We start from the raw sequence: 23490 nt of genomic DNA on the forward strand, positions 1-23490 counted from the left end.
CCCTGGTCCTGGGCGGCCTGCTCGCGCTGATCTCTCTTTTCACGTCGTACAACCATGTCCACCTCCCCTACCTCGGCGCCGTTGAGCTGCTTCCCGCGTGGATGGTTTTCAGCCTGAAAACGTAGAGACGTGTGTCTACACTGGTGGCCGCGAGTGGGGTGATGTCGTGACGCAATCCGACTCTCAGGGCCGAGACGGTGTTCCACGCAGGCGCTTCCACCAGGCAGTCCGCCGCTGGGGAAACAGCCTGGCCTTGCGTCTTCCTGCTGCTTGTCTGCGTCAGGCCGGTCTGCGGGAAGGTGATCAGGTTGAGATTGTTGTCGGTGACGATGGTCGGTTGAGCCTGGAGCCTTTGCACCATTTGCACCAATTGGACCGCTCGGCTCTCGCCATGGATCTGCGCCGGCTGCAGGCCACACTGCCCCTCACCCCTTCGGTGATGGAGGAATGCCGAGCCGCTGAGCGCTGGTGAGGCCAATCCGGGGGATCGCTCAATGATCTATCTCGACACCAGCGTGGTGGTGGCACTGTTGACGCCAGAAGATCGCAGCCCTCTGGCTCTCGACTGGTTTGCACAGTGCCGAGGACCCCTGATCAGCAGCGATTGGCTGATCACCGAGACCCACAGTGCCCTAGGCCTCAAGCAGCGCCATCACGGTCTCAGCCCTGAGTTCAGCCTGGTGGCTGGCGAGCAGTTCGAGCGCTTGCTGCAGAGCGGTGTTGAACTGCGCTCGCTCGAACGCGATCGTTTCCGTCGGGCAGCTGACTTGCTTCGGGATCCAGCCCTCGGTCTCCGTGCTGGTGATGCCCTGCATCTTGCGGTGGCGCTGCACAGCCACTGCACTCAGTTGGCCAGCTTCGATCGGCAGATGTTGATAGCCGCGGCCGCCCTGGGGATGAGCCCAGCACTCGACTAAGCCCATCATCTGACTGTTGCCATCGCGTCTTTCAGGCCGCGGTTGTGGTGGCTGTGGCGATCGAGGTCAGCGGCACCTCAGTGTTGGTGCGGTGATCAGTGAGTTGGCGCGCCAGGCGTTGCGCCGGCCTGCTGGGCCGGAGGCGCCGCCATCGGAGCGATCCGGGTTGCCGCTCCTGACCATCACCTCTTCAGGTGGCGTGGTGGATCTCAACCTGGTGAATCAGCGGCACCCCCTGCTCCAGCGCTGCGTCAGGCCAGAAGGAGTCGTTCGAGGCCAGCGAAGCGCTCGAAGTCGCGATCAAAGCTCACAAGCCGCCAGCCATTGCAGATAGCCAGCGCTGCCAGGTAGGTGTCGGTGCAGAGGCATCCCGGGCTCTGTTCACCGCGGCGCCCATCACCTTCGCTTGGCTCACCAGGCGCACGAGGCCCAGGGCTGTCACCGTGCAGAACAGCACCTGTTCAGCGAAGTCATGGCGCGATGGCGAGGCTTGATTGATCCTGAGGTTTGAGCGGACGCTCCATCAGCCCCATGGCTCCCACCCTGTATCTGCACTGGACTGCCACCGGTTACGACTGGATTCGGCCCGGCCACTATCACGCGATCATTAGTGGTGCGGGCCGGGTGCACCGGCTCCATGCCTACAGCGTGGATCTGCCCGCCCACACCTACGCCCGCTACAGCAACAGCGTCGCCCTCTCCTGCGCCTGCATGGGCGGCAGCCCCGACCCCTGGAGTTAGCCGCCCACGTCACCCCAGCTGCAAGCGCTCTGCGAGGAGGCTGCCGCCATCGCCCGCAGCTGGGGCTGGAGCGCTGATGCCATCACGGTCCGCACCGTGATGACCCACGCGGAAGCCGCTTCCAATCGTGATGGTCGCGTCATGCACGACAACTACGGCCCCATGATCTGGGGCGGCACCGGCGAGCGTTGGGATCTGCTGCAGCTCCAGAAGAACGGCCCCACCGATGGTGGCGATCAGCTGCGCGCCCGCATTCGCGCCATCCTCGCTGGCACCGATGGTTCGCCTTCGGCAACGCAACCTGGGCAGCCGTCCGGCGCACAGCTGCAGTTCCGCGGCAGCACCACGATTTAGGCCCGCGGCGAGGCGCTCATGGTGCAAAGCGATGCCCAGGGCACCTCCTGGGCCCTGGTCTCCGATCTGCTCGCGCGCTATGGAATCGCCTACGCCTGGGATGCCAATGGCCGCCGGGTGTTGATCGGTGCCCTCGATGTCGCCCCCACCTATCGCGACGACTCCGTGCAGGCGTCGCTGGGCTGGCCCCTGTTCACGATGACCCTGCAAACCGGCAGCGCCCCAGTAGTGCTCACCGGCATCCTCCGCCCCTCGGATGCGGGCGATCGCGCCTGGTGCCGCGTGGTGGAATTCGCCGAGGAGTTCGGCATCTCCGTGCAGTTCGATCCCCTCTCCCTCGGCGAACGCCGCGGGGGCTGAGCCAGTGGCTTCGCTCTGACTAGCGTTGGCTCGGTTGTGATTGATGTCCATGCCCGCCGGCCCCACCCGCAACTTGGTCACCGGTGGTGCCGGCTTCCTTGGCTCCCACCTGGTGGATCGGCTCATGCAGGCCGGTGAGGAGGTGCTTTGTCTCGACAACACCTTCACGGGCCGCAAAGCGAACGTGCGCCAGTGGTGGGAGCACCCCCGCTTTGAGTTCATACGCCACGACGTCACCGAACCGATCAAGCTCGAGGTGGATCGCATCTGGCACCTGGCCTGCCCTGCCTCACCGATCCACGACCAAACCAACCCGGTCAAGACCGCCAAAACCAGTTTCCTGGGCACCTACAACATGCTCGTCCTGGCTCGCCGCGTTGGCGCTCGGCTGTTGCTCGCCTCCACCAGTGAGGTGTATGGCGACCCTGAGCTGCACCCCCAGCCCGAGAGTTACCGCGGCTGTGTGAACACCATCGGTCCCCGCGCCTGCTACGACGGGGGCAAGCGCATCGCCGAAACCCTCTGTTTCGACTACCGGCGTATGCACGGCAGTGAGATCCGCATCGTCCGCATCTTCAACACCTATGGGCCACGCATGCTCGCCGATGACGGCCGCGTGGTGAGCAATTTCATCGTGCAGGCTTTGCGCGGTGAGCCCCTCACCCTCTATGGCGACGGCAGCCAAAGCCGTTCGTTTTGTTATGTCGACGATCTGATCGAGGGCTTGATTCGCTTGATGAACGCGGAGCACACCGGTCCGATCAACCTGGGCAATCCCGATGAATTCACGATTCGGGAGCTGGCTGAGCAGGTGCGCGCCCGCATCAACCCCGCGCTGCCCTTGATCGACCAGCCGCTGCCTGCTGACGACCCGCGCCAGCGCCAGCCTGAGATCGCTCTGGCCCAGCGCGAACTGGGCTGGGCACCATCGGTGAGCCTCGAGCAGGGCCTGGAGCCCACCATCGCCTGGTTCCGCAAACTTCTCGATAGCTCCTCCACCCCGCCCGGATTCCCTCATCCTCACCGGCGCCGCCTCGATCGCCGCACGGCCGTTAGTGCATGCGCTCCTGCGTGGTCGCTTCGCTGCCGTGCAGCTTTGTGCCGATCTGCCCGAGCTTGCTGATCTCCAGGCCCATCTCTCGCCTTGGTGCGGAGCCCAAGGCTTGGCAACTGCGCTGCAGTGGTTAGCCGAGGAGCCCGAGAGCAGCTCCGTTGCGCCGATGCCGTGCCACCGCTCAGCGTTTGGAGACGCTGCCCGATTGCGGAGTTGACCTTGTGTTGCTCAGCAGCCACCAAGCTGCCCACCGATCCGGCATCTCCGGCTCCACCCTCGCCGCCGCCGAGGCCCTGGTGGAGAACTGGAGTGCGAGCCATCCCGCAGCGTGCGTGCAGGTGTGGCGGCTCCCGGCGGCCTTCGATGCCGAGCAGGTGTTGCCCCCCGAACCCCCCGAGCTCAACGCAGCCTGGCAGCGCGAAGCCCTTGCCGAAGCCTTTGTGGATGCATTGGCTGCCGCCCAGCCGGGTGGCTGGCTGGTGCAGGCGGATGCGTGCGGATCACCCTGTCTGCAGCAGGTGCCGTTGGCTGAGGCGGTGCATCGGCCCAGGGAGCCGGTGGATGCATGGCTCGAGCGGTTGCGGGAGCCCCTGGACCGCTACGACGAGGATCTGGTGCGGGGGGAGCTGGAGATATTGTGGGGCCAGTGAGAGGGGATTTGGGATTGGAGAGGGCAGCCAATACTCTTTTTTGCGCTCAAGATATGTGTCTATACTCATATGCCGCTATCGCGTGATGCTGGTCATTGCTTCGGTTTGAGGGTTGTTAACGGCGTTTGCCCCTGCTCCATGGATGGGTTCACTGCCTTCTTGGTTCGCCCGACTTGCCGTTCTGTGCAGTCTGTTCAGAATTCATTAGGGCCCAGGGCTCCGTTTCTGCGCCGCGCTACCGCTCGGGAGTTGTTCCGGCTGCAGCCCGTGAGGTCGCCATGCCGCCGTGAGTGGTCCGCTGAAGGTGGCCCAGGTATGGTTCCGGCGGGGTTGGCTGGCGGCTGCGAGGGCAAGCTCCTTCGTCTTCTGTCGACTGGCTTCGGTGACACTGTCGATGCAGCCGAGTGCCAAGAATCAGTACAGCTTGGGCCGGTGCAATTCGCTGATATGCCGGCCTGATCCGCCTGCTTGTCTTCGAGCTCGCCTTTCGCAGCTACACTAAACCAAGCTTGTCTACACACGCTAACGCCGTGGCTCTCAACATCCGAAACCCGGAGGCGGATCGCCTAGCCGCACAGGTGGCCTGCCTCGCTGGAGAAACCAAAACGGATGCTGTGATCCTGGCCCTCAAGGAACGCCTCCAGCGTTTGCAGTGCCAGCCCGAGGCGGGCAAGGTTCGGCAGCGTTCGCTGATCCATCGCCTCGATCAGATTGCCCTGCGCTGTGCCGCTCGACCGATCCTGGATCGCCGCAGCGCTGATGAGATCTGCGGCTACGACGCCAGCGGCCTTCCCTCCTGATGGTGATCGATCCCTCAGCCGTTTTGGCCATCCTCCAGAACGAACCGGAGCGCCCTGCTTTCAATGCAGCCATCGCCAGTGCCGATCACTGCGCCTTGTCGGCCGCATCCCTCGTGGAACTCTCGATCGTGATTGAAGCCCGGTACGGGTCTGATGGCCAAGGAGATCTGGATCTGTTTCTCAGCACGGCACAGATCAGCATCGTGAGCCTGGATCGCGAACAGGCCGAAATCGCACGCGCAGCCTTCGCGCGGTATGGCAAGGGTCGTCATCGTGCCAGCCTCAATCTCGGCGATTGCTTCTCCTATGCCCTAGCCCAGTGGCTCGAACAACCCCTGCTGTTCAAAGGTGATGATTTCTGCCACACCGATCTCAAGCCAGCCTGCCCTATGACATGAGGCGTCGTATCGCTTTCAATGGCGGGCCCCATCGCGCAGGTCTCTGATCAGTGCAGTGGCATCTGCTCCCTCATGCAGGGGCTGCGCTTGGGTAGTGGCCTTCAAGATCAGCCAGGTCAAACGCCGGTTCTGGTGCCACGTTCGGTCGCACCAAACGGGCCACTGGCGCGCCGTGCTGCTGCTGCTCAGTCCTCTGTTGCTTGTGATTGCCGGGGCTATTGCTCTTACCAGCCCGGGGTCGGTGCTGTTCGCCCACGATCGCTACGGCCTTGATGGCCGCCGCTTTCGCATCCTCAAGTTCCGCACCATGCGCGTGCTCGAGGCCGGCGACCAGCAGGGCCTGCGCCAGGCCACCCGCAACGACCCGCGCCTCACGCCCATCGGCGGCTTCCTGCGCCGCTGGAGCCTCGATGAGCTGCCCCAGCTCGTCAATGTGCTGCGCGGCGACATGAGCCTGGTGGGCCCCGCCCCCATGCGGTGGATCACAACGAGCAATACCGCCGCCTGATCCCCGGCATCACTGGCCTGGCCCAGGTGGAAGGCCTTCGCGGCGAAACCAGCACCCTCGACCTGATGGCGAATCGCGTAGACGCCGATCTCCGCTACCAGCGCGATTGGAGCCTCAAGCTCGACATCAAGATCCTGATCAAAACCCTGCTGCATCTGCGCTCGCCGCATGCGTATTGATTGGGCGAGCTGTCCACCGAAGCCCTTGGGGCCTGGGTGTGGATCAGCGCTGTTCCTCCAAGTAGCGCCGCAGGTGCGCTGGAAGCACGCGCTGCAGAGCCTGCTCGCGAGCCATCCAGGCCGTCGCCACGATTTCCAGCTGATCAGGGTTGAGTGGTAGCCGCCGCTGCCCAGCCGGGTGGCTGCTTGGTGCAGGCATGGCTCGAGCGGCTGCGCGAACCCCTGGACGGCTGCGACAAGGATCTGGTGCGGCGGGAGCTGGAGAGAGCAGCTCAATGCACCTTTTTGTGCTCAAGCTATGCGTTTATGGCCATATAGCGCTAACGCTTGTTGCTGGTCGTTGCTTCGGTTTGAGGGATGTTGACGGCGTTTGACGCTGCTCCTTGGATCGATGCACTGCCTTCTTGGTTCGCCCGACTCGCCGTTCTTCGCAGTCTGTTCAGAATTCGCGCGGGCCCAAGGCTCCGCTTCTGTGCCGCACCACCGCTCGGGAGTTGTTCCGGCTGTAGTCCGTGAGGTCGCCGTGGCGCCGTGAGTGGTCCGCTTAAGGCGGCCCAGGTGAGGTCCCGGCGGGGTGAGCTGGCGGCTGCGAGTGCAAGCTCCGTCGTCTTCTGTCGACTGGCTTCGGTGACACTTTCGACGCAGCCGAGCGACAAGAATCAGTCGAGCTTGTGCTGCGACTGGCCCATCCGCTCCATCCCAGCTTTCAGGCGTCCGGCCTGTGGTTGCTGCCAGCGGTGCTGCTTGTTGGCCTGCCGCTGGTTGCCCTCACCGGGCAATACAAAAGCCTCATGCGCTACGTCGGTAGCCGGGCTCTCGATCGCCTCGCAGATCGCAATGGACTGTTGGTGCTGCTGTTGGCGGGCCTTGGCGTGATGTTGCGTCTGCCGATGCCGCTCCGCAGCAGTTGGATCCTGCTCCTGTCGCTGCGGTCGGTGAGGCCGGTGCCCAGCTCGCCGCGGCTCTGCGCCTGGCTGGCAACCACCAGATCGTGTCCTTTCTCGATGATGCGCCAAGTCTCTGGCGGCGCACGATCAACGGCATCCCGATCCAGCCGCTCCAGGTTCTGCGTGAGATCCAGGGTCAGCTCGATCAGGTGTTGCTGGCGATCCCCTCGCTGCCTCGCAGTGAACGGCGCCGCATCGTGGCTGAGTTGCAACGCCAGGTGATCCCGGTGTTGCCGATCCCGTCGGTGGATGACCTCACTCCGGCTGGGCTGCATCGATGCGCTCCGTCCTGTCGCCATTGAAGACCTGCTCGGCCGTGATCCCGTGCCGCCTGTGGCGGAGCTGCTCGGTCTAAAGGGTTTCTAAGGGGCCACCTCGTCCCCATGGGGCATGGGGCGATCTGCTGCCAGCGCGGCTTTCAGGCCGCGGGTGTGGTGGCTGTGGCGTCCGAGGCCGGCGGCCTTGTGAAAGCCGCTCGGGAGTTGCGGCAGCTGCCGTTTGTGCTGCAAGACCAAATCACGGCTGTGAGCTCGCTCTTTAGGCGTTACGACAACGTGCCAGCCTCACTGACCGATGCGGACCTCATCCGCCTCTCGGAGATCAACGCTTCTCCTTGTCGACTCGCCACCGACAGAGACTTTCAAATCTATCGCCGTCATGTCCGGCAGGTGATCCCCCTCATCTCTCCCTGATTCGCAGTCATCGACGCCTGCACCCAGGTCGATCGCGCTGATGTCTTGGCACCCCTTTCCTTGGCGCCGTGATAACAGCTGAGGAGCAAGAACGCGCAGTTTGCGTAGCATGAGGGAGACCGCCGGATGTCGGCGATGACCCTCACCACCGCGTCGCCAGATCCGGCCGCTACATCGAACGCCTTGGCGCCATTGCGCCTGCCTGCAGATCAGCAGGGCGGTTGGAAGGTGTTTGAGAGTTCGGGTGGCTTCCGTTTGCCTGATGGCTCCGTCTTGAGCCCCGATGCGACCCTGGTGCGCCTCGAGCGCTGGCATTCGCTGAAGCCTGAGCAGCAGCGTCGCTTTGCGCCCCTCCGCCCCTCCGACGCTGGCGATCGCGCCTGGTGCCCCGTGGTGGAATTCGCCGAAGAGTGCGGCATCACCGTGCGCTTCGAGCCGCTGGAGCTGGGCGAACGGCGCGGCGGCTGATGACCTACTGGCTCAGCAAGATCCTGCCCCTGGCTCTGCTGCCCCTGGGGCTCAGCCTCATCCTGTTGCTGCTGGGGTTGTGCATGCGCTGGCGCTGGCCCCTGATCGGCGCCCTTGCGCTGCTCTGGTTCTTCTCGCTGGGTCTGGTGAGTCAGGTGCTCTGGCGTTGGTTGGAAGCGCCCTGGCAGCGCTTGCCTGCGGTAGCGGCCCCAACCGCCGATGCGATTGTGGTACTCAGTGGCGGCCGTCACCCGGCTCCAGGGGCGGCCCGGATCAGCGAATGGGAGGATCCCGATCGCTTCCTGGCTGGGCTCGATCTCTACCGTGCCGGAAAAGCGCCGCGCCTGCTCTTCACTGGCGGTGCCAGCCCTTTCCGACCCGGTCAACCACCGGAAGGCCAGCGCTATCTCGTCGAAGCGGAGCAGCTGGGAATTCCTGCAGCGGCCATGGCCAGCACGCCGGTGGTGGTGAACACCGCTGAGGAAGCGGTGGCGATTCGGCGGCTGCTCCAGGCTCCTTCCGCCAGAATCCTTCTGGTCACCAGCGCGTTCCACATGCGCCGCGCCCAGCGGCTGTTCGAGCGGCAGGGGCTGGAAGTGAAGCCGTTTCCGGTGGATTTTCAAACCCGTGGGGCCTGGGTAGGTCCCCTGTGGCGGGATCCCAGTCAGTGGTTCCCCACAGCCCAGGCTCTGGACCACAGTTCCCGCGCCCTGAGGGAGCTGCTGGGGCGTCTCGTCTATCGGTCTTGGTGAGTTGTGCGCTTCTCCCGTGGGCGCTAGTCGTAAAAGCGTTTGTTGTCGAGGCGCTTCTGACGGTGACGCCTCGCTTCCCGGCGCGTGAACTGGCTCACCGTGGGATTGGCCGCAATCGGATCGACGTGAGCGACCTGTTCCCAGAGATGCCGCGGTGCCCAGCGCACGCTGTGCTCCACCCGGTCGTGCTTGGTGATGTGGCACCAGCGGCTGCCGCCGCATTGCGGGCAGAACAGTTCCTCAAGCCACTCGTTACTCAAGACCAGCACCGGATGGGCCTGAATCACCAGGCGGGCCGTCTTGGCGGCCATGCCCCGATGCTGCAGCTCTTCAGCGCTTAGCAAGTGCAGGAAGTACTTTCTGCCATTGCCCTCGATCCGTTGCTCGGGATGGGCGGGGCAGAACAGCTCCCGTCGCTTCGGCCGACGGCGCTGCCTTTGCGGTGGGCGTGAGGTCTGGATTGGATTGCGATCTGGCGTGGCAACCAAAGCTTTCCTGTCTAGCCCTCTTAATAACTTACGCCGTACCGAGGCCAAAAACAGTGGCGGGGCACACGTCAGGTGGCTTGTATGCCAATGACGCATCAAGAGGGTGAAAGCAGGACATAAGCCGGGTTCTGTTCTCCCTCCCGAAGGAGGGGGGCGGTCATCTATCTGGGATCGCCGTTGCCGACGACCTCGAGCGGCACGCTGTTGGCGGAACGGGGCAGATGGCCAACCGTCGTTCCTGGGCCTTGCTCCCGGCCGGGGTTTACCGAGCCAGCACCTCTCGATGCTGCTGGTGCGCTCTTACCGCACCTTTGCACCCTTGCCTGTGCCCGGGGCGGAACCCCATGGGGCCATCGGCGGTGTGTTTCTGTGGCACTCTCCTCACGGTCACCCGCACTGGGCGTTACCCAGCAAGCCTGGCCATCGGGGAGCCCGGACTTTCCTCAACCGAGCCCGTCAACCCTTGGGCCAACGGCTCGATCGCGACCACCTCGCCTGCTTTCAAACCCCATAATGGCGGGTGATGGGGCTGTAGCTCAGCCGGATAGAGCGACGGTTTCCTAAACCGTAGGTCGTGGGTTCGAGTCCCGCCAGCCCCGTGAGCTCGATCACTGCTCCGGTAGCCGCCACTACATTTGGTGCACTAGCCAGACGCCACACTCCCGCTAGCGTTGCCGTAGTGAACACGGTGCCATGACCCAGCTTCACGATCTGCGCCTGAGGCTCCTCGTGCAGCAGGAAAGCGAGCGCATCGCCGACTCCCAGCCCACCGACCTTGATCTTTCGGTGGTTCAGGCCCGATGCCTCTGCTGGCTTGCTCTCCTGGTCGAAGCCCACGAGGACCAGGCCAGTGACGCCGAGCGCCGGGGCGATACGGAGCAGGCGATGGGCTGGTTCGCTGACTCCATGCGCCTTCGCGACGTGATTCAGGTGGTGAGCTCGATTGAGATCCCGCTTCCCGGTGCCAGCGAGGAGGCAGACGCTGATGGTCGCTACGGAGACGACGATGGCGGATTTTCGGGAGAACCCCCCCTGGCAGCTTGATCAGGTGCCATAGTGGACGTTGATCTCGAGGGTCTGCGGTGCCTGAAGAGCCCTGTCAATGCCCTGATTGTCAACGCTTCTACCGGGAGCATGACCGTTTGATCCGCGAATGCCCGACCCTGCGACAGCAGCAGGAGCTCAGCTGGGCAGCGCTGCAGGCCTTCCGGACCCTTTCGGGGCGCGTGCTCGAAGATCTTCAGAAGCAGCACGGCTCCCGGGCGTCAGAGGCCCAGGCCCATGCCACCCCTGTCGGTGGCAGCGAAGAGCCGACCGATGCGATCCAGCAGGCCATGGCTGACCTGGAAAACATCAATGCCCACCTCTTCTCGATCGAGGCACTGATGGAGCGCATCTTCGATGTGCGCGTGCCCGACGACATCGAGCAGAAGTTCCAGGAGCTGGCTGGTGAGCTCGCCCCGGATCCCCTCAATGCCGATCGTTTGCGGCTCAATCGCCTGCTGCACCAGACACCGGATCTCCCCGACCGCGGCTGATTGTCGTCAGGTCTCGGCTCGCACGCAGAGCCTGGCGATCATCCCTTCCTCATCGGCCGGCACCACCAGGATCTCCAGTCCGGGGATCCAGCCCAGGGCTTGTGCGAGTTCCTCGCGTAGGGCTCCATCGTGCTCGCCGATCCCACCCGTTAGGGCGAGCACATCCACCCCGCCAAGGCTGGCGGCCATCGCGCCAAGTTCTTGGAGCAGCCGGTGCCTGAACACCTCCAGGGCCAGGCCCGCACCGGTATGACCTTGCAGGGCCTGTTCACGGATTTCGCGCATGTCGCCGCTCAGGCCTGACAGGCCCTTCAGCCCTGCCTGCTTCTGCAATTGATCGGCCAGCTCTGCCGCCGTGTGCCCCTCGCGCATCAGTTCGAGCAGCACGCCGGGATCGACACTGCCGCAGCGGGTGGCCATCACCAGACCTTCGAGGGGCGTGTAGCCCATGGTGGTGTCGATGCAGCGGCCCCCTTGCACCGCCGCCAGGGAGGCGCCGGCCCCCAGATGGGCGCTGATCAGACGCAGCTGGCTGGGCTGCTTCCCTTGCTCCTGCCAGCGCCGGCTCACCGACTCGCTCACGTGCTGGTGGTTGAGGCCATGGAAGCCGAAACGCCGGAAGCCTCGGGCCCGTATTGGTTCCGGCAGGGCGTAGGTGCGGGCCGCATCCGGCAGGGTGCTGTGGAAAGCTGTGTCAAAACAGGCCCACTGGGGCAGCTCGGGCGCCCAGGCCCGAGCCCAGGCCACCCCTTCAAGCGCCGGTGGATTGTGCAGCGGTGCCAGCGGGATCAGCGCCTGCAGGGCCGCTTCCATCTCTGTGCTGATCCGGGTTGGTGCGGTGAAGCGTTCGCCGCCATGCACAATCCTGTGGCCGATGCGCCGCACAGCAGCACGGTGGGGCTGGAGTGCCGGCGCCAGCCAGCTCTCGAGCACGTCGTTGAGTGCTTCGCCTGGGGCGAGGCTGCGGCCTTCGTGCCAGATGTTGGCCCCGCCCGAATCGAGCAGGGCCGCCTTGAGGCTGGAACTCCCCAGGTTGATCACCAGGGAGAGATCCAGCATCAGCGCACGTCGCAGGTGATCTCCACGTTCAGCGGCTGCACGTTCCAGATCGACTGGCAATACTCCCGAATCGAACGATCGGAGGAGAAGAAGCCGGAGCGGGCCGTGTTCAGCAGCGACATGCGGTTCCAGTGCTGGCGGTCACTCCAGGCGCGGCTGACCTCATCCTGGGCTCGCAGGTAGTCGGCGAAATCAGCCATCACGAAGAAGGGATCGCTGCCGGTGAGGTTGTCGAGTAGGGGACGGAATAGGTCGCCATCTCCGTTGCTGAAGTGGCCGATCTCCACCAGGCGGATCGCCTCGGCGAGTTCGGGCAGTCCCTGAATCACGTCCCAGGGGCGATAGCCCGCTTGCTTGAGGGCACTGATCTCCTCCACGGTCTTGCCGAACAGGAAGAAGTTTTCGCCGCCCACCCGCTCGCGGATCTCCACATTGGCGCCATCGAGGGTGCCGATCGTGAGCGCACCGTTCATGGCGAATTTCATGTTGCCGGTGCCGGAGGCTTCCTTGCCGGCGGTGGAGATCTGCTCGGAGAGATCCGACGCCGGATACACCTTCTCGCCCAGCTTCACGTTGTAATCCGGCAGGAACACCACCCGCAGGCGGCCATCCATGTCTGGATCAGCGTTCACCGTTTCGGCGATGCCGTTGATGAAGCGGATGATCAGCTTGGCCATGTAATAGCCCGGTGCTGCCTTGCCGCCAAAGATCACCGTGCGCGGGGCCATGCCGTCGGCCTGGCCGTTCTTGATCCGCAGGTACTGCGTGATCACCTGCAGGGCGTTGAGGTGTTGGCGCTTGTACTCGTGGATGCGCTTCACCTGCACGTCAAACAGGCTGGCGGGGTCTACCAGCACACCGGTGTGACGGTGGATGTAGCTGGAGAGCTTGCGCTTCACCGAGAGCTTGGTGTTGCCCCAGTGCTCCAGGAAGCCGTGGTCGTGCTGGCGCTCCTCGAGGCGGCGCAGCTGTTCCATGTCGGTGATCCAGCCCTCGCCGATGTGCTCGTCCAGCAGGGTGGAGAGTTCGGGGTTGGAGAGGGCCACCCAGCGGCGGGGGGTGACGCCGTTGGTCACGTTGCTGAATTTCTCCGGCCACAGCTCGGCGAATTCAGGCAGCAGCTGGCTCTTCACCAGGTCGGAGTGGAGAGCGGCCACGCCATTCACGTGGTGGGCGCCAATCGTGGCCAGGTGGGCCATGCGCACCGCCTTGCCGCCCTCTTCGTCAATGATCGACAGCTTGCGCTGAATCGTGTCGTTGCCAGGGAAGCGCAGGCGCACCTGCTGCAGGAAGCGGCGGTTGATCTCGTAGATCAGCTCCAGGTGGCGGGGCAGCAGGTCGGCGAACAGGCTCAGATCCCACTTCTCCAGCGCCTCAGGCAGCAGGGTGTGGTTGGTGTAAGCGACCGAGCGGCTGGTGATGTCCCAAGCCTTCTCCCACTCCAGGTGGCGGTCATCGATCAGCAAGCGCATCAGCTCGGCCACGGCGATCGCCGGATGGGTGTCGTTGAGCTGAACGGTCCAGTAGTTGGGGAAGTCCTCGACGTTGAGACCGCGATGGTCAAGGCTGCGCAGCATGTCCTGCAGCGAGCAGCTCACGAAGAAGTGCTGCTGCTTCAGGCGCAGGCGGCGGCCCTCATCGGTGCCGTCATTGGGATACAGCACCTTGGAGAGGGTTTCACTGCCCACTTTCTCCTCAACGGCGCCGTAGTAATCGCCGATGTTGAAGGCATAGAAATCGAAGCTTTCCGTGGCATCGGCGCGCCACAGGCGCAGGCGATCGCAGGTGTTCACCCGGTAGCCCAGCACGGGAACGTCGTGGGGCACACCGATCGCATGCTCGGCTGGGATCCAGCGGGAGCGGTAGTTGCCTTTGTCGTCGATGTAGCTTTCGGTGCGGCCGCCGAAGCCCACGAAGCAGGCTTCATCCGGCTGGGGTAGCTCCCAGGGCCAACCGCCTTTCAGCCACTTGTCGGTGACCTCCACCTGCCAGCCGTCGCGGATCAGCTGATCGAAGATGCCGAACTCGTAGCGGATGCCATAGCCGGTGGCGGGCACCTGCAGGCTGGCCAGCGATTCCATGTAACAGGCGGCAAGACGACCAAGGCCGCCATTGCCCAGCCCGGGCTCCTCCTCGACCTCGAGGATCTGTTGCAGCGACTCGATGCCAAAACGTCGGAGCGCTTCCTCTGCCTCCTTCTGGATGCCCAGGTTGAGGAGGTTGTTGTTGAGCTGGGGGCCAATCAGGAATTCCGCCGATAGGTAAGCGACGGTTTTCTGCGGCTGGGCACGGATCGCTTCCAGACTGGCCAGATAGCGGGTCATCAGCCGGTCGCGCACCGCATAGCTGAGGGCCATGTAGAGGTCATGGCGGCTTGCGGTGGGAGCCAGCTTGCCGAGCGTGAAGAAGAGGTGCTCGGTCATGCCGTCAAACACCGAGTCAGCGTCAAGGCCCGCCCGTTCCGGGTCGGCGTAGCAGCCGGGGGTGGGCAGACGCAGGTCGAGGCTTTGGGAAGGTGTGGTGCTCATGGCTGGGACGATGGGGAAGGGGGGCTTGGAAGTTCAGGCGATGCAGTTCAGGCGTTGCAGGAGGAGCGGCCGAGGCTCCAGCGCCAGTTGTTGATCTCCGGGGCATCGGTGCCGTGCTCGTAGGCGTAGGCACGTTGCTTTTGGATCTCGTCTTTCATCTGCTCCTTCACGTGGGCGGCGCGTGAGCCGAGACTCTCGACCCGGTCGATCACATCGATCACCAGGTTGTAGCGGTCGATCTGGTTGCTGATGGCCAGCTCAAGAGGGGTGTTGATGTTGCCTTTTTCCTTGTAACCACGCACGTGGAAGTTGTCGTGGTTCGGGCGGTTGTAGGCGAGACGGTGAATCAGCCAGGGATAGCCGTGGAAGTTGAAGATCACCGGCTTGTTGGGGGTGAACAGGCTGGCGAAGTCCAGGTCGCTGAGGCCATGGGGGTGATCCTTGGGTGCCGCGAGGGCGAACAGCTTGACCACATTCACGTAGCGGACCTTGAGATGTGGAATCCGCTCCCGCAGGATTTCGATCGCCGCCAGGCACTCTTTGGTGGGGATGTCGCCGGCGGAGGCGAGCACCACATCGGGCTCATCCGGTTCATTGCTGCAGTTGTCATTGCAGGCCCACTCCCAGATGCCGGCGCCCTTGGCCACATGGCGTCGGGCTTCATCAAGGGTCAGATATTGCAGGTGTTTCTGCTTGTCGGAGACGATGATGTTGGCGACATTGGTTTCGACCAGCGCCTTCTCGGCCACCGCCAGCAGGCTGTTGGCATCCGCAGGTAGGTACACGCGGGTGATGCTGCCCTTTTTGTTGCCGGCCAGATCGATAAAGCCGGGGTCTTGGTGGGTGAAGCCGTTGTGGTCCTGGCGCCAGACGGTGGAGGAGATCAGGCAGTTCCAGGGGCCGATCGGGGCGCGCCAAGGGATCTCCTCACAGTGCTCGAGCCACTTGCAGTGCTGGTTGAACATTGAGGCGACCACATGGGCGAAGGCCTCATAGGTGTGGAAGAAGCCGTTTCTGCCCGTGAGCAGATAGCCATCCATCATTCCCACCAGGGTGTGCTCTGACAGCATCTCTACCACCTGGCCATCCCGGGCGAGTTCACTGCCGTTGAGGTCTTCGGGCAGGAATTCGGCCATCCAAGCTTTCTTGGTGGCTCCGTAGACCGCCTGAAGGCGATTGGAGGCGGTTTCGTCGGGACCGAACAGGCGATAGCCGCCTGGATTGAGGCTGATCAGGTCGCGGATCAGCTCCCCGAGTGGGTAGGTGTTTTCCTTCTCAGTGGCGCCCGGCATCGGCACAGGCACCTCAAAGTTGCGCAGGTCGGGCATGACAAGCGCCTTGCGTAGGACGCCTCCATTCGTGTGCGGATTGGAGCCCATCCGCCGCTCACCTTTCGGGGCCAGGGCGCGGATTTCCTCGCGCACGGCCCCGTTGTCATCGAACAGCTCCCAGGGGCGGTAGCTCTTCATCCAGTCCTCGAGCAGGCGCAGGTGGCTCTCGTTGGTCTTGACGTCTGCCACCGGCACCTGATGGGAGCGCCAGAAGTTTTCGATTTTTTTGCCGTCGATCTCCTGAGGGCCGGTCCAGCCTTTAGGGGAGCGCAGCACGATCATGGGCCAGCTGGGGCGGAAGGCCTCCCCGCTGTTGCGGGCTTGCTCGCGGATCGCACGGATCTCCAGCACGGACCGCTCCATCGCCACCGCCATCTGGCGGTGCATGGTCATCGGGTCGGACCCTTCGACAAAAATGGGCGTCCAGCCATAACCGCGCAGCAGGCTCTCGAGCTCCTCGTGGGGGATGCGGCTGAGGATTGAAGGATTGGCGATCTTGTAGCCGTTCAGGTGCAGCACCGGCAGCACGGCGCCGTCCTGGATCGGGTTCAGGAATTTGTTGATGTGCCAGCTGGTGGCCAGGGGACCGGTTTCGGCTTCTCCATCGCCGACGCAGGCGATCGTGATCAGCTCCGGGTTGTTGAACACCGAACCGCAGGCGTGGGAGAGCACATAGCCGAGCTCACCGCCTTCATGGATCGAGCCAGGCATCTCGGCGGTGCAGTGGCTGCCGATGTGCCCGGGGAAGGAGAACATCTTGAAGAACTTCTTCAGCCCCGCTTCGTCCATCGACTTGTCGGGGTAGCGCTCGCTGTAGCTGCCGTCGATGTACACCGGACCACGAGCGCCCGGGGCTCCGTGACCAGGGCCGGACATGTAGATCATGTCCAGGTCGTATTTGTTGATCAGCCGGTTGGCATGGGTCCAGATGAAGGCTTGCCCTGGGCTGGATCCCCAGTGACCGAGCAATCGGTTCTTGATGTGCTCGGGCCGCAGCGGCTCCCGCAGCAGCGGGTTGTCCTGCAGGTAGATCATGCCAACGGCCAGATAGTTGGCGGCACGCCAGTAGGCGTCCAGGTGCTGGAGCTCCTCCTCCATGGGCGCCTGCACGGCCGCAGCTGAGGCCTGATAGGGCGTGGTGGTCATGAGCCTGTCGATCCAGGGTGCGTACGCGGAAGGTAGCCATGGCCCCTTGGCCTGGTCGTTAACGACCGCACATCGACACCGTGTAATGGCAAACGTGTCAGGGCCAACCTTTGAACGGTCCTGATCGGGCCGGTTTGGTCCCCATGGATCGCTGGAAGCGTCGCCCTGAGACGTTTCCCCTTAAGGTCCCCCACAGTTCAAAGCGATGCCTGCATGGCTCCCCCCCTAGTGCTGGCCCAGCTGCCCGAGCTGCTGACCCAGCTCAGCAGTCATGACCTGGAGGTGGCCGAGACCCTGATCGGGGTGATCCGCTTTCTGCTGATCTTCGTGGCGGCTCGCACCCTGGCGGAGGTGCTGGTGCGGCTGCAACTGCCCACGATTCTCGGGGAGCTGCTGGCGGGCGTGATCATCGGCGCCTCCGGCCTGCACCTGCTGGTGCCGCCGGAGACCCAGGCGCAGCTCAGCAGCGGTTTTGTTTCTCTGATCAGCGGTTTGGCGGCGATCCCGCCGGAAACGATTCCCGAGATCTACAACGAGACCTTCCCCTCCCTGCAGGCCGTGGCCACCCTCGGCCTCTACGCCCTGCTGTTTCTCACCGGGCTGGAGAGTGAGCTCGATGAGCTGGTCGCCGTCGGCGGTCAGGCGTTCACGGTGGCCGTGGCCGGAGTGGTGCTCCCCTTCGCTCTCGGCACCTTCGGCTTGATGTCGCTCTTTCACGTAGAGCTCATCCCGGCGATCTTTGCCGGTGCCTCAATGACAGCCACCAGCATCGGCATCACGGCCAGTGTGTTTGGCGAGCTGGGCTATCTCAAAACCCGCGAGGGGCAAATCGTGATCGGAGCCGCCGTGCTCGACGACATCCTCGGGATCGTGATCCTGGCGGTGGTGGTATCGCTCGCCAGCGGCGGCTCCTTGGCGATTGCGCCGATCGTGAAGCTGGTGGCTGCGGCGGTGATCTTCGTGGTGGCAGCGATCGGCCTCAGCCGCACGGCGGCCCCTGCCTTCGATTGGCTGATCGACAAGCTCAAGGCCCCGGGCGAAGTCTTGGTGGCCTCCTTTGTGATCCTCTCGCTCAGCTGTTTTGCTGCCACGGCCATCGGCCTGGAGGCAGCACTGGGGGCTTTCGCTGCCGGCCTGATCCTCAGCGGCTCAAAGCACAACCACGCCATTCAGCAGGCGGTGCTGCCGATCGTGACCCTCTTCGCCACGATCTTCTTTGTGCTCGTGGGCGCCGGCATGGACCTGTCGGTGATCAACCCCCTCGATCCCTCCAGCCGTTCAGCCCTCGTCGTGGCCGGCTTCCTTTTGGTGGTGGCCATCATCGGCAAAGTCGTTGCCGGTTGGGCCTTCGTCAGTGACAAGCCCACCCGTCGGCTGGTTGTGGGTTTGGGCATGATGCCCCGCGGTGAAGTGGGCCTGATCTTCCTGGGCCTCGGTACAAGCGCCGGTTTGCTTTCACCCTCTCTTGAGGCGGCGATTCTGCTGATGGTGATCGGCACCACGTTCCTGGCACCGATCCTGTTGCGATTGGTGCTCGGGGGAGACAAGCCTGATGACGGAGACCAGGTCAACGAGGAGGTCGCGGCCGATCCGGTCGGCCTGGTCTGATCGGGTTCCTTGGAGCGGGCTTCAGCCCCGTTCCCGTCGGGCGAGCAGCAGAAACAGGCTCCAGCCCACCGTGATCAGGGCCAGGCTGGAGCCCCATCCGGGCCCAAGGGTCCAGCTCAGCAGCAACTGCACCACAAGGCCCACGGCCAAAGCCAGCAGCAGGCTGCTGATCACCAAAGCGATCTGCTGGCTCTGCCCGTTGAGGGGGCCCTGGGTCAGGCTCTCCTCCAGCCGTTGCAAAGGCCCGCTCAGGGGCACGTAGAGGGCCAGGGCCCAGAACAGGCCACCCCTCAGGATCGCTGGATCGGCCAGGGGACCGATGGCGCCGCTCCACTCCTGCATGAACCGCACCTCGGCAAGGCTGCCTAGCATCGCTGGCCTTGCGGGCGATTGTGGTGACCCCTGCTCCAGCTGCTGCTTTGGATCGGAACCAGGGCGCTGACCTGCCCCCCTGGAGCTTTCAAGGCCACGCTGTGCACTGCCTGCGGCAGGGCCCCCTGGAGCCTGATGCAGGCCTTGATCAGCCGGCCCTGTTGCTGGTGCATGGCTTCGGTGCCTCCACGGATCACTGGCGCCACAACATCCCCGTGTTGGCCCGCCGCCATGAGGTGCATGCCCTTGATCTGCTCGGCTTCGGGCGGAGCAGCAAGCCGGCTGAACTGGCCTATGGCGGTGCCCTCTGGCGCGATCAGTTGGTGGCCTATGTCCGCGAGCGGATCGGCCGTCCCACGGTGATCGCTGGCAACTCCCTGGGTGGTTTTGCTGCCCTTGCGGCCGGGGCTGCCCTCGGGGAGCAGGCCGGTGGGGTGGTGCTGCTGAATGCCGCCGGCCCTTTCAGCGATGAGCAGAAGCCTCCCCAGGGCTGGGGGGCGATCGCCCGTCAGACGATTGGTTCCGCCCTGCTCAAGAGCCCCGTGTTGCAGCGGCTGCTGTTTGAGAACCTGCGCCGTCCGGCCACGATCCGGCGCACCCTCAACCAGGTGTACATCGACCGCACGAATGTGGATGAGGCCTTGGTGGAAGCGATCCGTCGGCCGTCCCTGGATCCCGGAGCCTTCGGAGTGTTCCGCACCGTGTTTGACATTCCCCGCGGTCAGCCTCTTGATGAGCTGTTCGCCCAGCTGCAGGCCCCCTTGCTGCTGCTCTGGGGCATTCGTGATCCCTGGATTAACGCGGCCGGGCGCCGCGCCAGTTTTCAGCGCCATGCGCCGGAGGCGACCACGGAGGTGGTGCTGGAGGCCGGGCATTGCCCCCACGATGAGGTGCCTGATCAGGTCAATGCCGCTCTGCTGGATTGGTTGGCGAACCTGCCGCTTCACGGGGCATGTCAGCCAGAACACCCGTGATTCGTGGGCGGGTCGGTAGTTTCCCGCCAATCTTGGGTCTCTGGAATCGATGGCCATGACGCTCACCCAGCAGTCCGAGCCCTACGCCCACTGGGAGTTTGTGCATCCGGACAGTGGGGATCGCCTCAGGATCGTCCCTGAGCGTGGCGGTCTCGTGAGCGAGTGGCGTTGCAATGGCCGCGAGCTGCTCTATTTCGACCAGGAGCGTTACGCCGATCCGGCTAAGAGCATCCGTGGCGGCATTCCGGTGCTGTTCCCGATCTGCGGCAACCTGCCTGGCGATCGGTTGCCCCTGGCCAGCGGCGACTACACCCTCCAGCAACACGGGTTCGCCCGCAATCTGCCCTGGCAGCTGCAGCTGCTTGAGGATCAGAGCGGCGTTCGCCTCAGCTTGAGCGACACCCCGGAGACCCGGGCGGCCTATCCGTTCGCGTTCCTGGTGGCGATGGAGGTGCGTCCGGTGCGGGATGCCCTGGACATCGTCACCACGATCAGCCATTGCGGCGATGAGGGCGAAGCGATGCCCTTCAGCTTCGGCCTGCATCCTTACTTCAATGTCACTGATCTGGGCCGGACCCAGCTCGAGGGCCTGGCACCGGTCTGCCTCAATCATCTGGAGATGGCTGAGGCCGAGACGGCCACTCAGCTCGCCCGCCTGCCGGAGGGCGTTGATTTCCTGACCCGTCCCGCGGGGCCGGTGACCCTCGTGGATGACGCCGCCGGCACCCGCCTGCAGCTCCAGCACCTGGATCCGATGGATCTCACCGTGGTCTGGACCGAGCCGCCCCGGCCGATGGTGTGCCTCGAGCCCTGGACCGGGCCCCGGCAGTCATTGATCAGTGGTGATCGCAAGCTGGAGCTGGCCCCGGGCCAGAGCCAGACCCTCACCTGTCGCTACTCGGTCAGCTGAGGAAGGGCTGGGCCACCCCCGGCAGCCGCCCGCGGCTGAGTTGCTGCAGGGGGTCGAATTCCCGCTTCACCGCCTCGATCAGTGGCTTTGAGGGCGCATCGAGCCAGGCGGGCAGGGCCAGTTCCGCGTTGCCGGCATCGGGTTGCAGCAGAACGCTGAGCTGTCCCCCCAGAGTGCTGAGCTTGTGGCGCAGCGCCTGCACCTGATGGTGGGCGGAAGGCTTTTCAGCACACTGCCAGAGCTCACCGCTGCCTGCTCCTGCCGCCAGCTCTCCGCTCCAACCCCGCAGGCCGCGCAGTTCTTGACTCGCCAGGAGTTCGCTCACTCGGGCGGGTGGCAGGGCCAGTCGCAGCAGCCAGCCAGGCTCAGCGCCCGCTCGCTCAGCAGGCAGCTGTGAATGGATCGGTGTTGGAAGTGGGCTCGCCCAGGGGTGGCGTTCCGCGCTCAGTCGCTGGGGCACCGCGAGCGCTTCGAGGCGGTTCAGCTGGGCCTCCACGGCCAGCTCACTGACGCTGGCGATGCCCACCCGGATCGACCAGCCTTGGTCGGAACCACCCCGCCAGTTGATCCACTCCGGGGTCAGGGTGCTGGCCAGCACCTCGGCCCGCCAGGCCTCGAGGGCCTCCAGCTCGCCCTGCACCAGCAGTTGGGCCCGGGCCGGACGGATCGGCTGGGTGCGCAGGGTGAGGGTGTGGATCAGGGCCAGGCTGCCCCAGCTGCCGCAGAGCAGGCGCATCAGGTCATAGCCGGCCACGTTTTTCACCACGCGTCCGCCGGCGTTGGCGCTGATGCCATCGCTGCGGATCAGGCCGATGCCAATGATCTGGTCGCGTAGGCCCATGTGCCGGTGGCGCAGGCCGCCGCTGAGGCCCCGAGCCACCAGCCCGCCGATGCTGCCGGAGCCGTCGGAATGGCTTGGGTCACTGCCCCAGGGCCAGTCCACCGGCAGCCACTGGTTGTGTTCGATCAGGGCTGCCTGCAGCGCCGCCAGGGGCAGTCCCGCTTCCACGGTCACGGTCAGGTCGTCGACCGCATGGTCGAGGATTTGGTTCAGGTTCCGGGTGCTGAGCGTTGGGATCGGCTCCCCTGCGGCGTGGGTCTGCAGCGGTGCCCCCCAGGCCAACCTTGTGCCTAGACCACTGGGCACCCAGGGGCGCCCTCCCCGGTGCCAGTCACTAACGAGCGACTGCAGCTCTGCCTTGGACTCGGGGCAGTGGAGCTGCTGGTGGGCCGGTGACGCAGTGATGACGACAGAGCGGTGCAGGCCATGATCGTGCCATGACCATCGTGGTGATCGACGACGACCCCACCGGCTCCCAGACGCTGCACAGCTGCCCACTGCTGCTGCGCTGGGACCTGGACAGTCTGTGCCGTGGTTTGCGTCAACGCCCGCGCTTGTTGTTTCTTCTCGCCAATACCCGGGCGCTGACGGCGGCCCAGGCGGCGGAACGCAACCGCGAGATCGTGGCGGCACTGGCTGAGGCACTGGCGGCGGAGGGGATCCCAGCGGATCATGTGCAACTCGTGAGTCGTGGAGATTCCACCCTGCGCGGCCACGGGGTGCTGGAACCCCAGGTGTTGGCGGAGGCTTGGCAGGGGCTGGTGGGGCCGGTCGACGCCACCTTGCATGTGCCCGCCTTCCTGCCCGGTGGACGCACCACGGTTGATGGTGTGCATCGTCTCCATGGTGAGCCGGTGCACACCACGGCGTTCGCTCGCGATCGCCTGTTTGGTTACAGCACCAGTGATCTCGCCGCCTGGCTGGAAGAAAAGAGCGCTGGCCAGATCAAGGCCGCGTCCGTGGCGCGGCTGGGGCGGGTCCAGTTGGATCAGGCTGCAGTGAGCAGGGCCGCCGGTTCAAGGGCAGTCGGTGATTCCGCTGGTTTTGAGGCGCTGGTGGGCTGGCTCGCTTCCCTCGAGGGCAACCGCGCGGTGGTGGTGGATGGGGAGCGGCCGGAACAACTGGAGGCGTTGGGGGCCGCGGTGGAGGTGCTGCGGGGCCGCAAGCGGTTTCTGTTTCGTTCCGCTGCCAGCCTCCTGAACGGACTGGTGGATGGGGGCGTGCGGCCCCTGGGTCCTCAACCCCTCGATGCAGCTGGTCTGGCTGGTTTGCGTCGCCGCGCCTCCTCCGGTCAGCCGTGGCCAGGTTTGGTGCTGGTGGGCTCCCATGTGCCCCTGGCGGATCAGCAGCTGGATCAGCTTTTGAAGGAGCCTGGCTGCCTTGGGGTGGAGTTGCCGGTGGCCAGGGTCGCCCGGGTGCTGGAGGGGGGGTGCCCCGATCTGCTGTTGGCGGATCTGGAACGGGAGTGGGGAGCACAGCTGCAGAGCGCCCTGGCGGCAGGACGCACCCCGGTGTTGTTCACCAGTCGCGGAGAGTTGAGCTTCGGTGCTGGGGATGCGGCGCTTGAGCGGCGGCTGGCCTTCGGAATGGAACTGGCGCGGCTGATGGCTCGCTTGGTGGCAGCCTTGGCCCCCCAGCTGGGCTACGTGATCAGCAAGGGCGGCATCACCACCGGCACGCTGCTGGCGGAGGGCCTCAGGCTTGAGGCGGTGCAGCTGGAGGGGCAGCTGCTCCCAGGCCTCTCGCTGGTGCGCCCTCAGGACGATGGCGCTCAGGCTGTTGGTGTGGAGGGACTGCCGGTTGTGACCTTCCCCGGAAACCTGGGGGACGGAAGCACCCTGGCGGAAGCATGGCGGCTGATGGAGGCGGGCTGAG

At 64.8% G+C, this 23490-nt stretch carries 27 protein-coding genes, 1 tRNA gene, 1 other RNA gene and 1 pseudogene; 22 read left to right on the top strand and 8 right to left on the bottom strand.

Annotation, left to right across the window (positions count from 1 at the left end; genetic code table 11):
• The first annotated feature begins 166 nt into the window (after nt 1–166).
• The 11 genes and pseudogenes from H0O21_RS04895 to H0O21_RS04935 all read left to right on the top strand — a co-directional run bounded on the left by H0O21_RS04895 (nt 167) and on the right by H0O21_RS04935 (nt 5961).
• Entirely contained in the window at nt 167–472 is a 306-nt protein-coding gene (locus tag H0O21_RS04895; protein WP_185190607.1) for an AbrB/MazE/SpoVT family DNA-binding domain-containing protein, read from the top strand.
• Between the two features lie 22 nt (nt 473–494).
• On the top strand, nt 495–917 hold the full coding sequence (locus tag H0O21_RS04900; RefSeq protein WP_185190608.1) for a type II toxin-antitoxin system VapC family toxin: 423 nt from the start codon (nt 495–497) through the stop codon (nt 915–917).
• A 16-nt stretch (nt 918–933) separates the two neighbouring features.
• Nucleotides 934–1251, top strand: coding sequence for a hypothetical protein (locus H0O21_RS04905; RefSeq protein ID WP_255441140.1), 318 nt, complete (start codon nt 934–936; stop codon nt 1249–1251).
• A gap of 197 nt (nt 1252–1448) precedes the next feature.
• Nucleotides 1449–1658 (top strand): hypothetical protein, encoded by a 210-nt coding sequence (locus tag H0O21_RS13605; RefSeq protein WP_370523085.1) that lies wholly within the window; start codon nt 1449–1451, stop codon nt 1656–1658.
• Between the two features lie 99 nt (nt 1659–1757).
• Complete coding sequence (locus tag H0O21_RS13610) at nt 1758–2012, top strand: hypothetical protein (protein ID WP_370523086.1); 255 nt, start codon at nt 1758–1760, stop codon at nt 2010–2012.
• Between the two features lie 18 nt (nt 2013–2030).
• Nucleotides 2031–2372: a hypothetical protein gene (locus H0O21_RS13615; protein WP_370523087.1), complete on the top strand. Its 342-nt coding sequence runs from the start codon at nt 2031–2033 to the stop codon at nt 2370–2372.
• Between the two features lie 49 nt (nt 2373–2421).
• Nucleotides 2422–3495, top strand: coding sequence for a UDP-glucuronic acid decarboxylase family protein (locus tag H0O21_RS04915; RefSeq protein ID WP_185190609.1), 1074 nt, complete (start codon nt 2422–2424; stop codon nt 3493–3495).
• A gap of 89 nt (nt 3496–3584) precedes the next feature.
• Nucleotides 3585–4076, top strand: coding sequence for a hypothetical protein (locus H0O21_RS04920; protein ID WP_185190610.1), 492 nt, complete (start codon nt 3585–3587; stop codon nt 4074–4076).
• A gap of 509 nt (nt 4077–4585) precedes the next feature.
• Complete coding sequence (locus tag H0O21_RS04925) at nt 4586–4876, top strand: type II toxin-antitoxin system VapB family antitoxin (RefSeq protein WP_255441141.1); 291 nt, start codon at nt 4586–4588, stop codon at nt 4874–4876.
• Nucleotides 4876–5274, top strand: coding sequence for a type II toxin-antitoxin system VapC family toxin (locus tag H0O21_RS04930; RefSeq protein WP_185190611.1), 399 nt, complete (start codon nt 4876–4878; stop codon nt 5272–5274). The genes H0O21_RS04925 and H0O21_RS04930 overlap by 1 nt, the downstream gene beginning before the upstream one ends.
• A gap of 202 nt (nt 5275–5476) precedes the next feature.
• Nucleotides 5477–5961, top strand: a pseudogene (locus tag H0O21_RS04935) (sugar transferase).
• 43 nt (nt 5962–6004) lie between these two features.
• Here the strand turns inward: H0O21_RS04935 and H0O21_RS04940 are convergent.
• Entirely contained in the window at nt 6005–6160 is a 156-nt protein-coding gene (locus H0O21_RS04940; RefSeq protein ID WP_185190612.1) for a hypothetical protein, read from the bottom strand.
• 708 nt (nt 6161–6868) lie between these two features.
• Here H0O21_RS04940 and H0O21_RS13360 point away from each other — a divergent pair.
• The 4 genes from H0O21_RS13360 (at nt 6869) to H0O21_RS04965 (ending at nt 8820) form a co-directional block, all read left to right on the top strand.
• Nucleotides 6869–7210 (top strand): nucleoside-diphosphate sugar epimerase/dehydratase, encoded by a 342-nt coding sequence (locus H0O21_RS13360; RefSeq protein WP_255441142.1) that lies wholly within the window; start codon nt 6869–6871, stop codon nt 7208–7210.
• Nucleotides 7211–7291: 81 nt separating this feature from the next.
• Nucleotides 7292–7600, top strand: a complete 309-nt coding sequence (locus tag H0O21_RS04950) for a hypothetical protein (protein WP_185190613.1) — start codon at nt 7292–7294, stop codon at nt 7598–7600.
• 135 nt (nt 7601–7735) lie between these two features.
• Nucleotides 7736–8068: a hypothetical protein gene (locus H0O21_RS13620; protein ID WP_370523088.1), complete on the top strand. Its 333-nt coding sequence runs from the start codon at nt 7736–7738 to the stop codon at nt 8066–8068.
• Entirely contained in the window at nt 8068–8820 is a 753-nt protein-coding gene (locus H0O21_RS04965; protein ID WP_185190614.1) for a YdcF family protein, read from the top strand. The genes H0O21_RS13620 and H0O21_RS04965 overlap by 1 nt, the downstream gene beginning before the upstream one ends.
• Before the next feature lie 23 nt (nt 8821–8843).
• Here the strand turns inward: H0O21_RS04965 and H0O21_RS04970 are convergent, their stop codons facing one another.
• Both H0O21_RS04970 and rnpB read right to left on the bottom strand, forming a co-directional pair.
• Nucleotides 8844–9308: a hypothetical protein gene (locus H0O21_RS04970; protein ID WP_255441143.1), complete on the bottom strand. Its 465-nt coding sequence runs from the start codon at nt 9306–9308 to the stop codon at nt 8844–8846.
• A gap of 101 nt (nt 9309–9409) precedes the next feature.
• An RNA gene (gene rnpB, locus H0O21_RS04975) (RNase P RNA component class A) lies at nt 9410–9811 on the bottom strand.
• Between the two features lie 22 nt (nt 9812–9833).
• Between rnpB and H0O21_RS04980 the strand changes: the two genes are divergently transcribed.
• The 3 genes from H0O21_RS04980 to H0O21_RS04990 all read left to right on the top strand — a co-directional run bounded on the left by H0O21_RS04980 (nt 9834) and on the right by H0O21_RS04990 (nt 10846).
• Nucleotides 9834–9907 (top strand) — tRNA-Arg (locus H0O21_RS04980).
• Nucleotides 9908–10001: 94 nt separating this feature from the next.
• Nucleotides 10002–10352 (top strand): hypothetical protein, encoded by a 351-nt coding sequence (locus tag H0O21_RS04985; RefSeq protein ID WP_185190615.1) that lies wholly within the window; start codon nt 10002–10004, stop codon nt 10350–10352.
• 38 nt (nt 10353–10390) lie between these two features.
• Complete coding sequence (locus tag H0O21_RS04990) at nt 10391–10846, top strand: hypothetical protein (RefSeq protein ID WP_131455672.1); 456 nt, start codon at nt 10391–10393, stop codon at nt 10844–10846.
• 6 nt (nt 10847–10852) lie between these two features.
• On the opposite strand, the gene H0O21_RS04995 is transcribed toward H0O21_RS04990, so the two are convergent.
• Genes H0O21_RS04995 through H0O21_RS05005 form a run of 3 tightly spaced genes read right to left on the bottom strand, consistent with a single transcriptional unit; the run spans nt 10853 to nt 16910 of the window.
• Nucleotides 10853–11905: an acetate/propionate family kinase gene (locus H0O21_RS04995; RefSeq protein ID WP_185190616.1), complete on the bottom strand. Its 1053-nt coding sequence runs from the start codon at nt 11903–11905 to the stop codon at nt 10853–10855.
• Nucleotides 11905–14433: a glycogen/starch/alpha-glucan phosphorylase gene (locus H0O21_RS05000; RefSeq protein WP_185190617.1), complete on the bottom strand. Its 2529-nt coding sequence runs from the start codon at nt 14431–14433 to the stop codon at nt 11905–11907. Before H0O21_RS05000 ends, H0O21_RS04995 begins: the two co-directional genes overlap by 1 nt.
• 47 nt (nt 14434–14480) lie before the next feature.
• On the bottom strand, nt 14481–16910 hold the full coding sequence (locus H0O21_RS05005) for a phosphoketolase (RefSeq protein WP_185190618.1): 2430 nt from the start codon (nt 16908–16910) through the stop codon (nt 14481–14483).
• 213 nt (nt 16911–17123) lie between these two features.
• Between H0O21_RS05005 and H0O21_RS05010 the strand changes: the two genes are divergently transcribed.
• On the top strand, nt 17124–18518 hold the full coding sequence (locus H0O21_RS05010; RefSeq protein ID WP_185190619.1) for a cation:proton antiporter: 1395 nt from the start codon (nt 17124–17126) through the stop codon (nt 18516–18518).
• A gap of 21 nt (nt 18519–18539) precedes the next feature.
• Here the strand turns inward: H0O21_RS05010 and H0O21_RS05015 are convergent, their stop codons facing one another.
• Nucleotides 18540–18890 carry a hypothetical protein gene (locus H0O21_RS05015; RefSeq protein ID WP_255441144.1) on the bottom strand — a complete coding sequence of 117 codons (351 nt, stop codon included), beginning with the start codon at nt 18888–18890 and terminating at the stop codon, nt 18540–18542.
• Between the two features lie 47 nt (nt 18891–18937).
• On the opposite strand from H0O21_RS05015, the gene H0O21_RS05020 reads away from it, so the two are divergent.
• Nucleotides 18938–19864: an alpha/beta fold hydrolase gene (locus H0O21_RS05020; protein ID WP_185190884.1), complete on the top strand. Its 927-nt coding sequence runs from the start codon at nt 18938–18940 to the stop codon at nt 19862–19864.
• A gap of 49 nt (nt 19865–19913) precedes the next feature.
• Nucleotides 19914–20774: a galactose mutarotase gene (locus tag H0O21_RS05025; protein WP_185190620.1), complete on the top strand. Its 861-nt coding sequence runs from the start codon at nt 19914–19916 to the stop codon at nt 20772–20774.
• On the opposite strand, the gene H0O21_RS05030 is transcribed toward H0O21_RS05025, so the two are convergent.
• Entirely contained in the window at nt 20767–22020 is a 1254-nt protein-coding gene (locus tag H0O21_RS05030; protein WP_185190885.1) for an FAD-binding oxidoreductase, read from the bottom strand. The two genes, H0O21_RS05025 and H0O21_RS05030, sit on opposite strands and share 8 nt — an antisense overlap.
• A gap of 32 nt (nt 22021–22052) precedes the next feature.
• Between H0O21_RS05030 and H0O21_RS05035 the strand changes: the two genes are divergently transcribed.
• Nucleotides 22053–23489, top strand: a complete 1437-nt coding sequence (locus H0O21_RS05035; RefSeq protein ID WP_185190621.1) for a four-carbon acid sugar kinase family protein — start codon at nt 22053–22055, stop codon at nt 23487–23489.
• Nucleotide 23490 lies beyond the last annotated feature (1 nt).

The sequence above is a fragment of the Synechococcus sp. HK01-R genome (genome assembly GCF_014217855.1).
In the GTDB taxonomy this organism is placed as follows: domain Bacteria; phylum Cyanobacteriota; class Cyanobacteriia; order PCC-6307; family Cyanobiaceae; genus Synechococcus_C.

Excerpts from the sequence above, each read along its gene's own strand:
- H0O21_RS04900 (WP_185190608.1), top strand. The coding sequence starts at position 495 with ATGATCTATCTCGACACCAGCGTGGTGGTGGCACTGTTGACGCCAGAA.
- H0O21_RS13605 (WP_370523085.1), top strand. The coding sequence starts at position 1,449 with ATGGCTCCCACCCTGTATCTGCACTGGACTGCCACCGGTTACGACTGG.
- H0O21_RS13610 (WP_370523086.1), top strand. The coding sequence starts at position 1,758 with ATGACCCACGCGGAAGCCGCTTCCAATCGTGATGGTCGCGTCATGCAC.
- H0O21_RS13615 (WP_370523087.1), top strand. The coding sequence starts at position 2,031 with ATGGTGCAAAGCGATGCCCAGGGCACCTCCTGGGCCCTGGTCTCCGAT.
- H0O21_RS04915 (WP_185190609.1), top strand. The coding sequence starts at position 2,422 with ATGCCCGCCGGCCCCACCCGCAACTTGGTCACCGGTGGTGCCGGCTTC.
- H0O21_RS04930 (WP_185190611.1), top strand. The coding sequence starts at position 4,876 with ATGGTGATCGATCCCTCAGCCGTTTTGGCCATCCTCCAGAACGAACCG.
- H0O21_RS04940 (WP_185190612.1), bottom strand. The coding sequence starts at position 6,160 with ATGCCTGCACCAAGCAGCCACCCGGCTGGGCAGCGGCGGCTACCACTC.
- H0O21_RS04950 (WP_185190613.1), top strand. The coding sequence starts at position 7,292 with ATGGGGCATGGGGCGATCTGCTGCCAGCGCGGCTTTCAGGCCGCGGGT.
- H0O21_RS13620 (WP_370523088.1), top strand. The coding sequence starts at position 7,736 with ATGACCCTCACCACCGCGTCGCCAGATCCGGCCGCTACATCGAACGCC.
- H0O21_RS04965 (WP_185190614.1), top strand. The coding sequence starts at position 8,068 with ATGACCTACTGGCTCAGCAAGATCCTGCCCCTGGCTCTGCTGCCCCTG.
- H0O21_RS04985 (WP_185190615.1), top strand. The coding sequence starts at position 10,002 with ATGACCCAGCTTCACGATCTGCGCCTGAGGCTCCTCGTGCAGCAGGAA.
- H0O21_RS04995 (WP_185190616.1), bottom strand. The coding sequence starts at position 11,905 with ATGCTGGATCTCTCCCTGGTGATCAACCTGGGGAGTTCCAGCCTCAAG.
- H0O21_RS05000 (WP_185190617.1), bottom strand. The coding sequence starts at position 14,433 with ATGAGCACCACACCTTCCCAAAGCCTCGACCTGCGTCTGCCCACCCCC.
- H0O21_RS05005 (WP_185190618.1), bottom strand. The coding sequence starts at position 16,910 with ATGACCACCACGCCCTATCAGGCCTCAGCTGCGGCCGTGCAGGCGCCC.
- H0O21_RS05010 (WP_185190619.1), top strand. The coding sequence starts at position 17,124 with ATGGCTCCCCCCCTAGTGCTGGCCCAGCTGCCCGAGCTGCTGACCCAG.
- H0O21_RS05015 (WP_255441144.1), bottom strand. The coding sequence starts at position 18,890 with ATGCTAGGCAGCCTTGCCGAGGTGCGGTTCATGCAGGAGTGGAGCGGC.
- H0O21_RS05025 (WP_185190620.1), top strand. The coding sequence starts at position 19,914 with ATGGCCATGACGCTCACCCAGCAGTCCGAGCCCTACGCCCACTGGGAG.
- H0O21_RS05035 (WP_185190621.1), top strand. The coding sequence starts at position 22,053 with ATGACCATCGTGGTGATCGACGACGACCCCACCGGCTCCCAGACGCTG.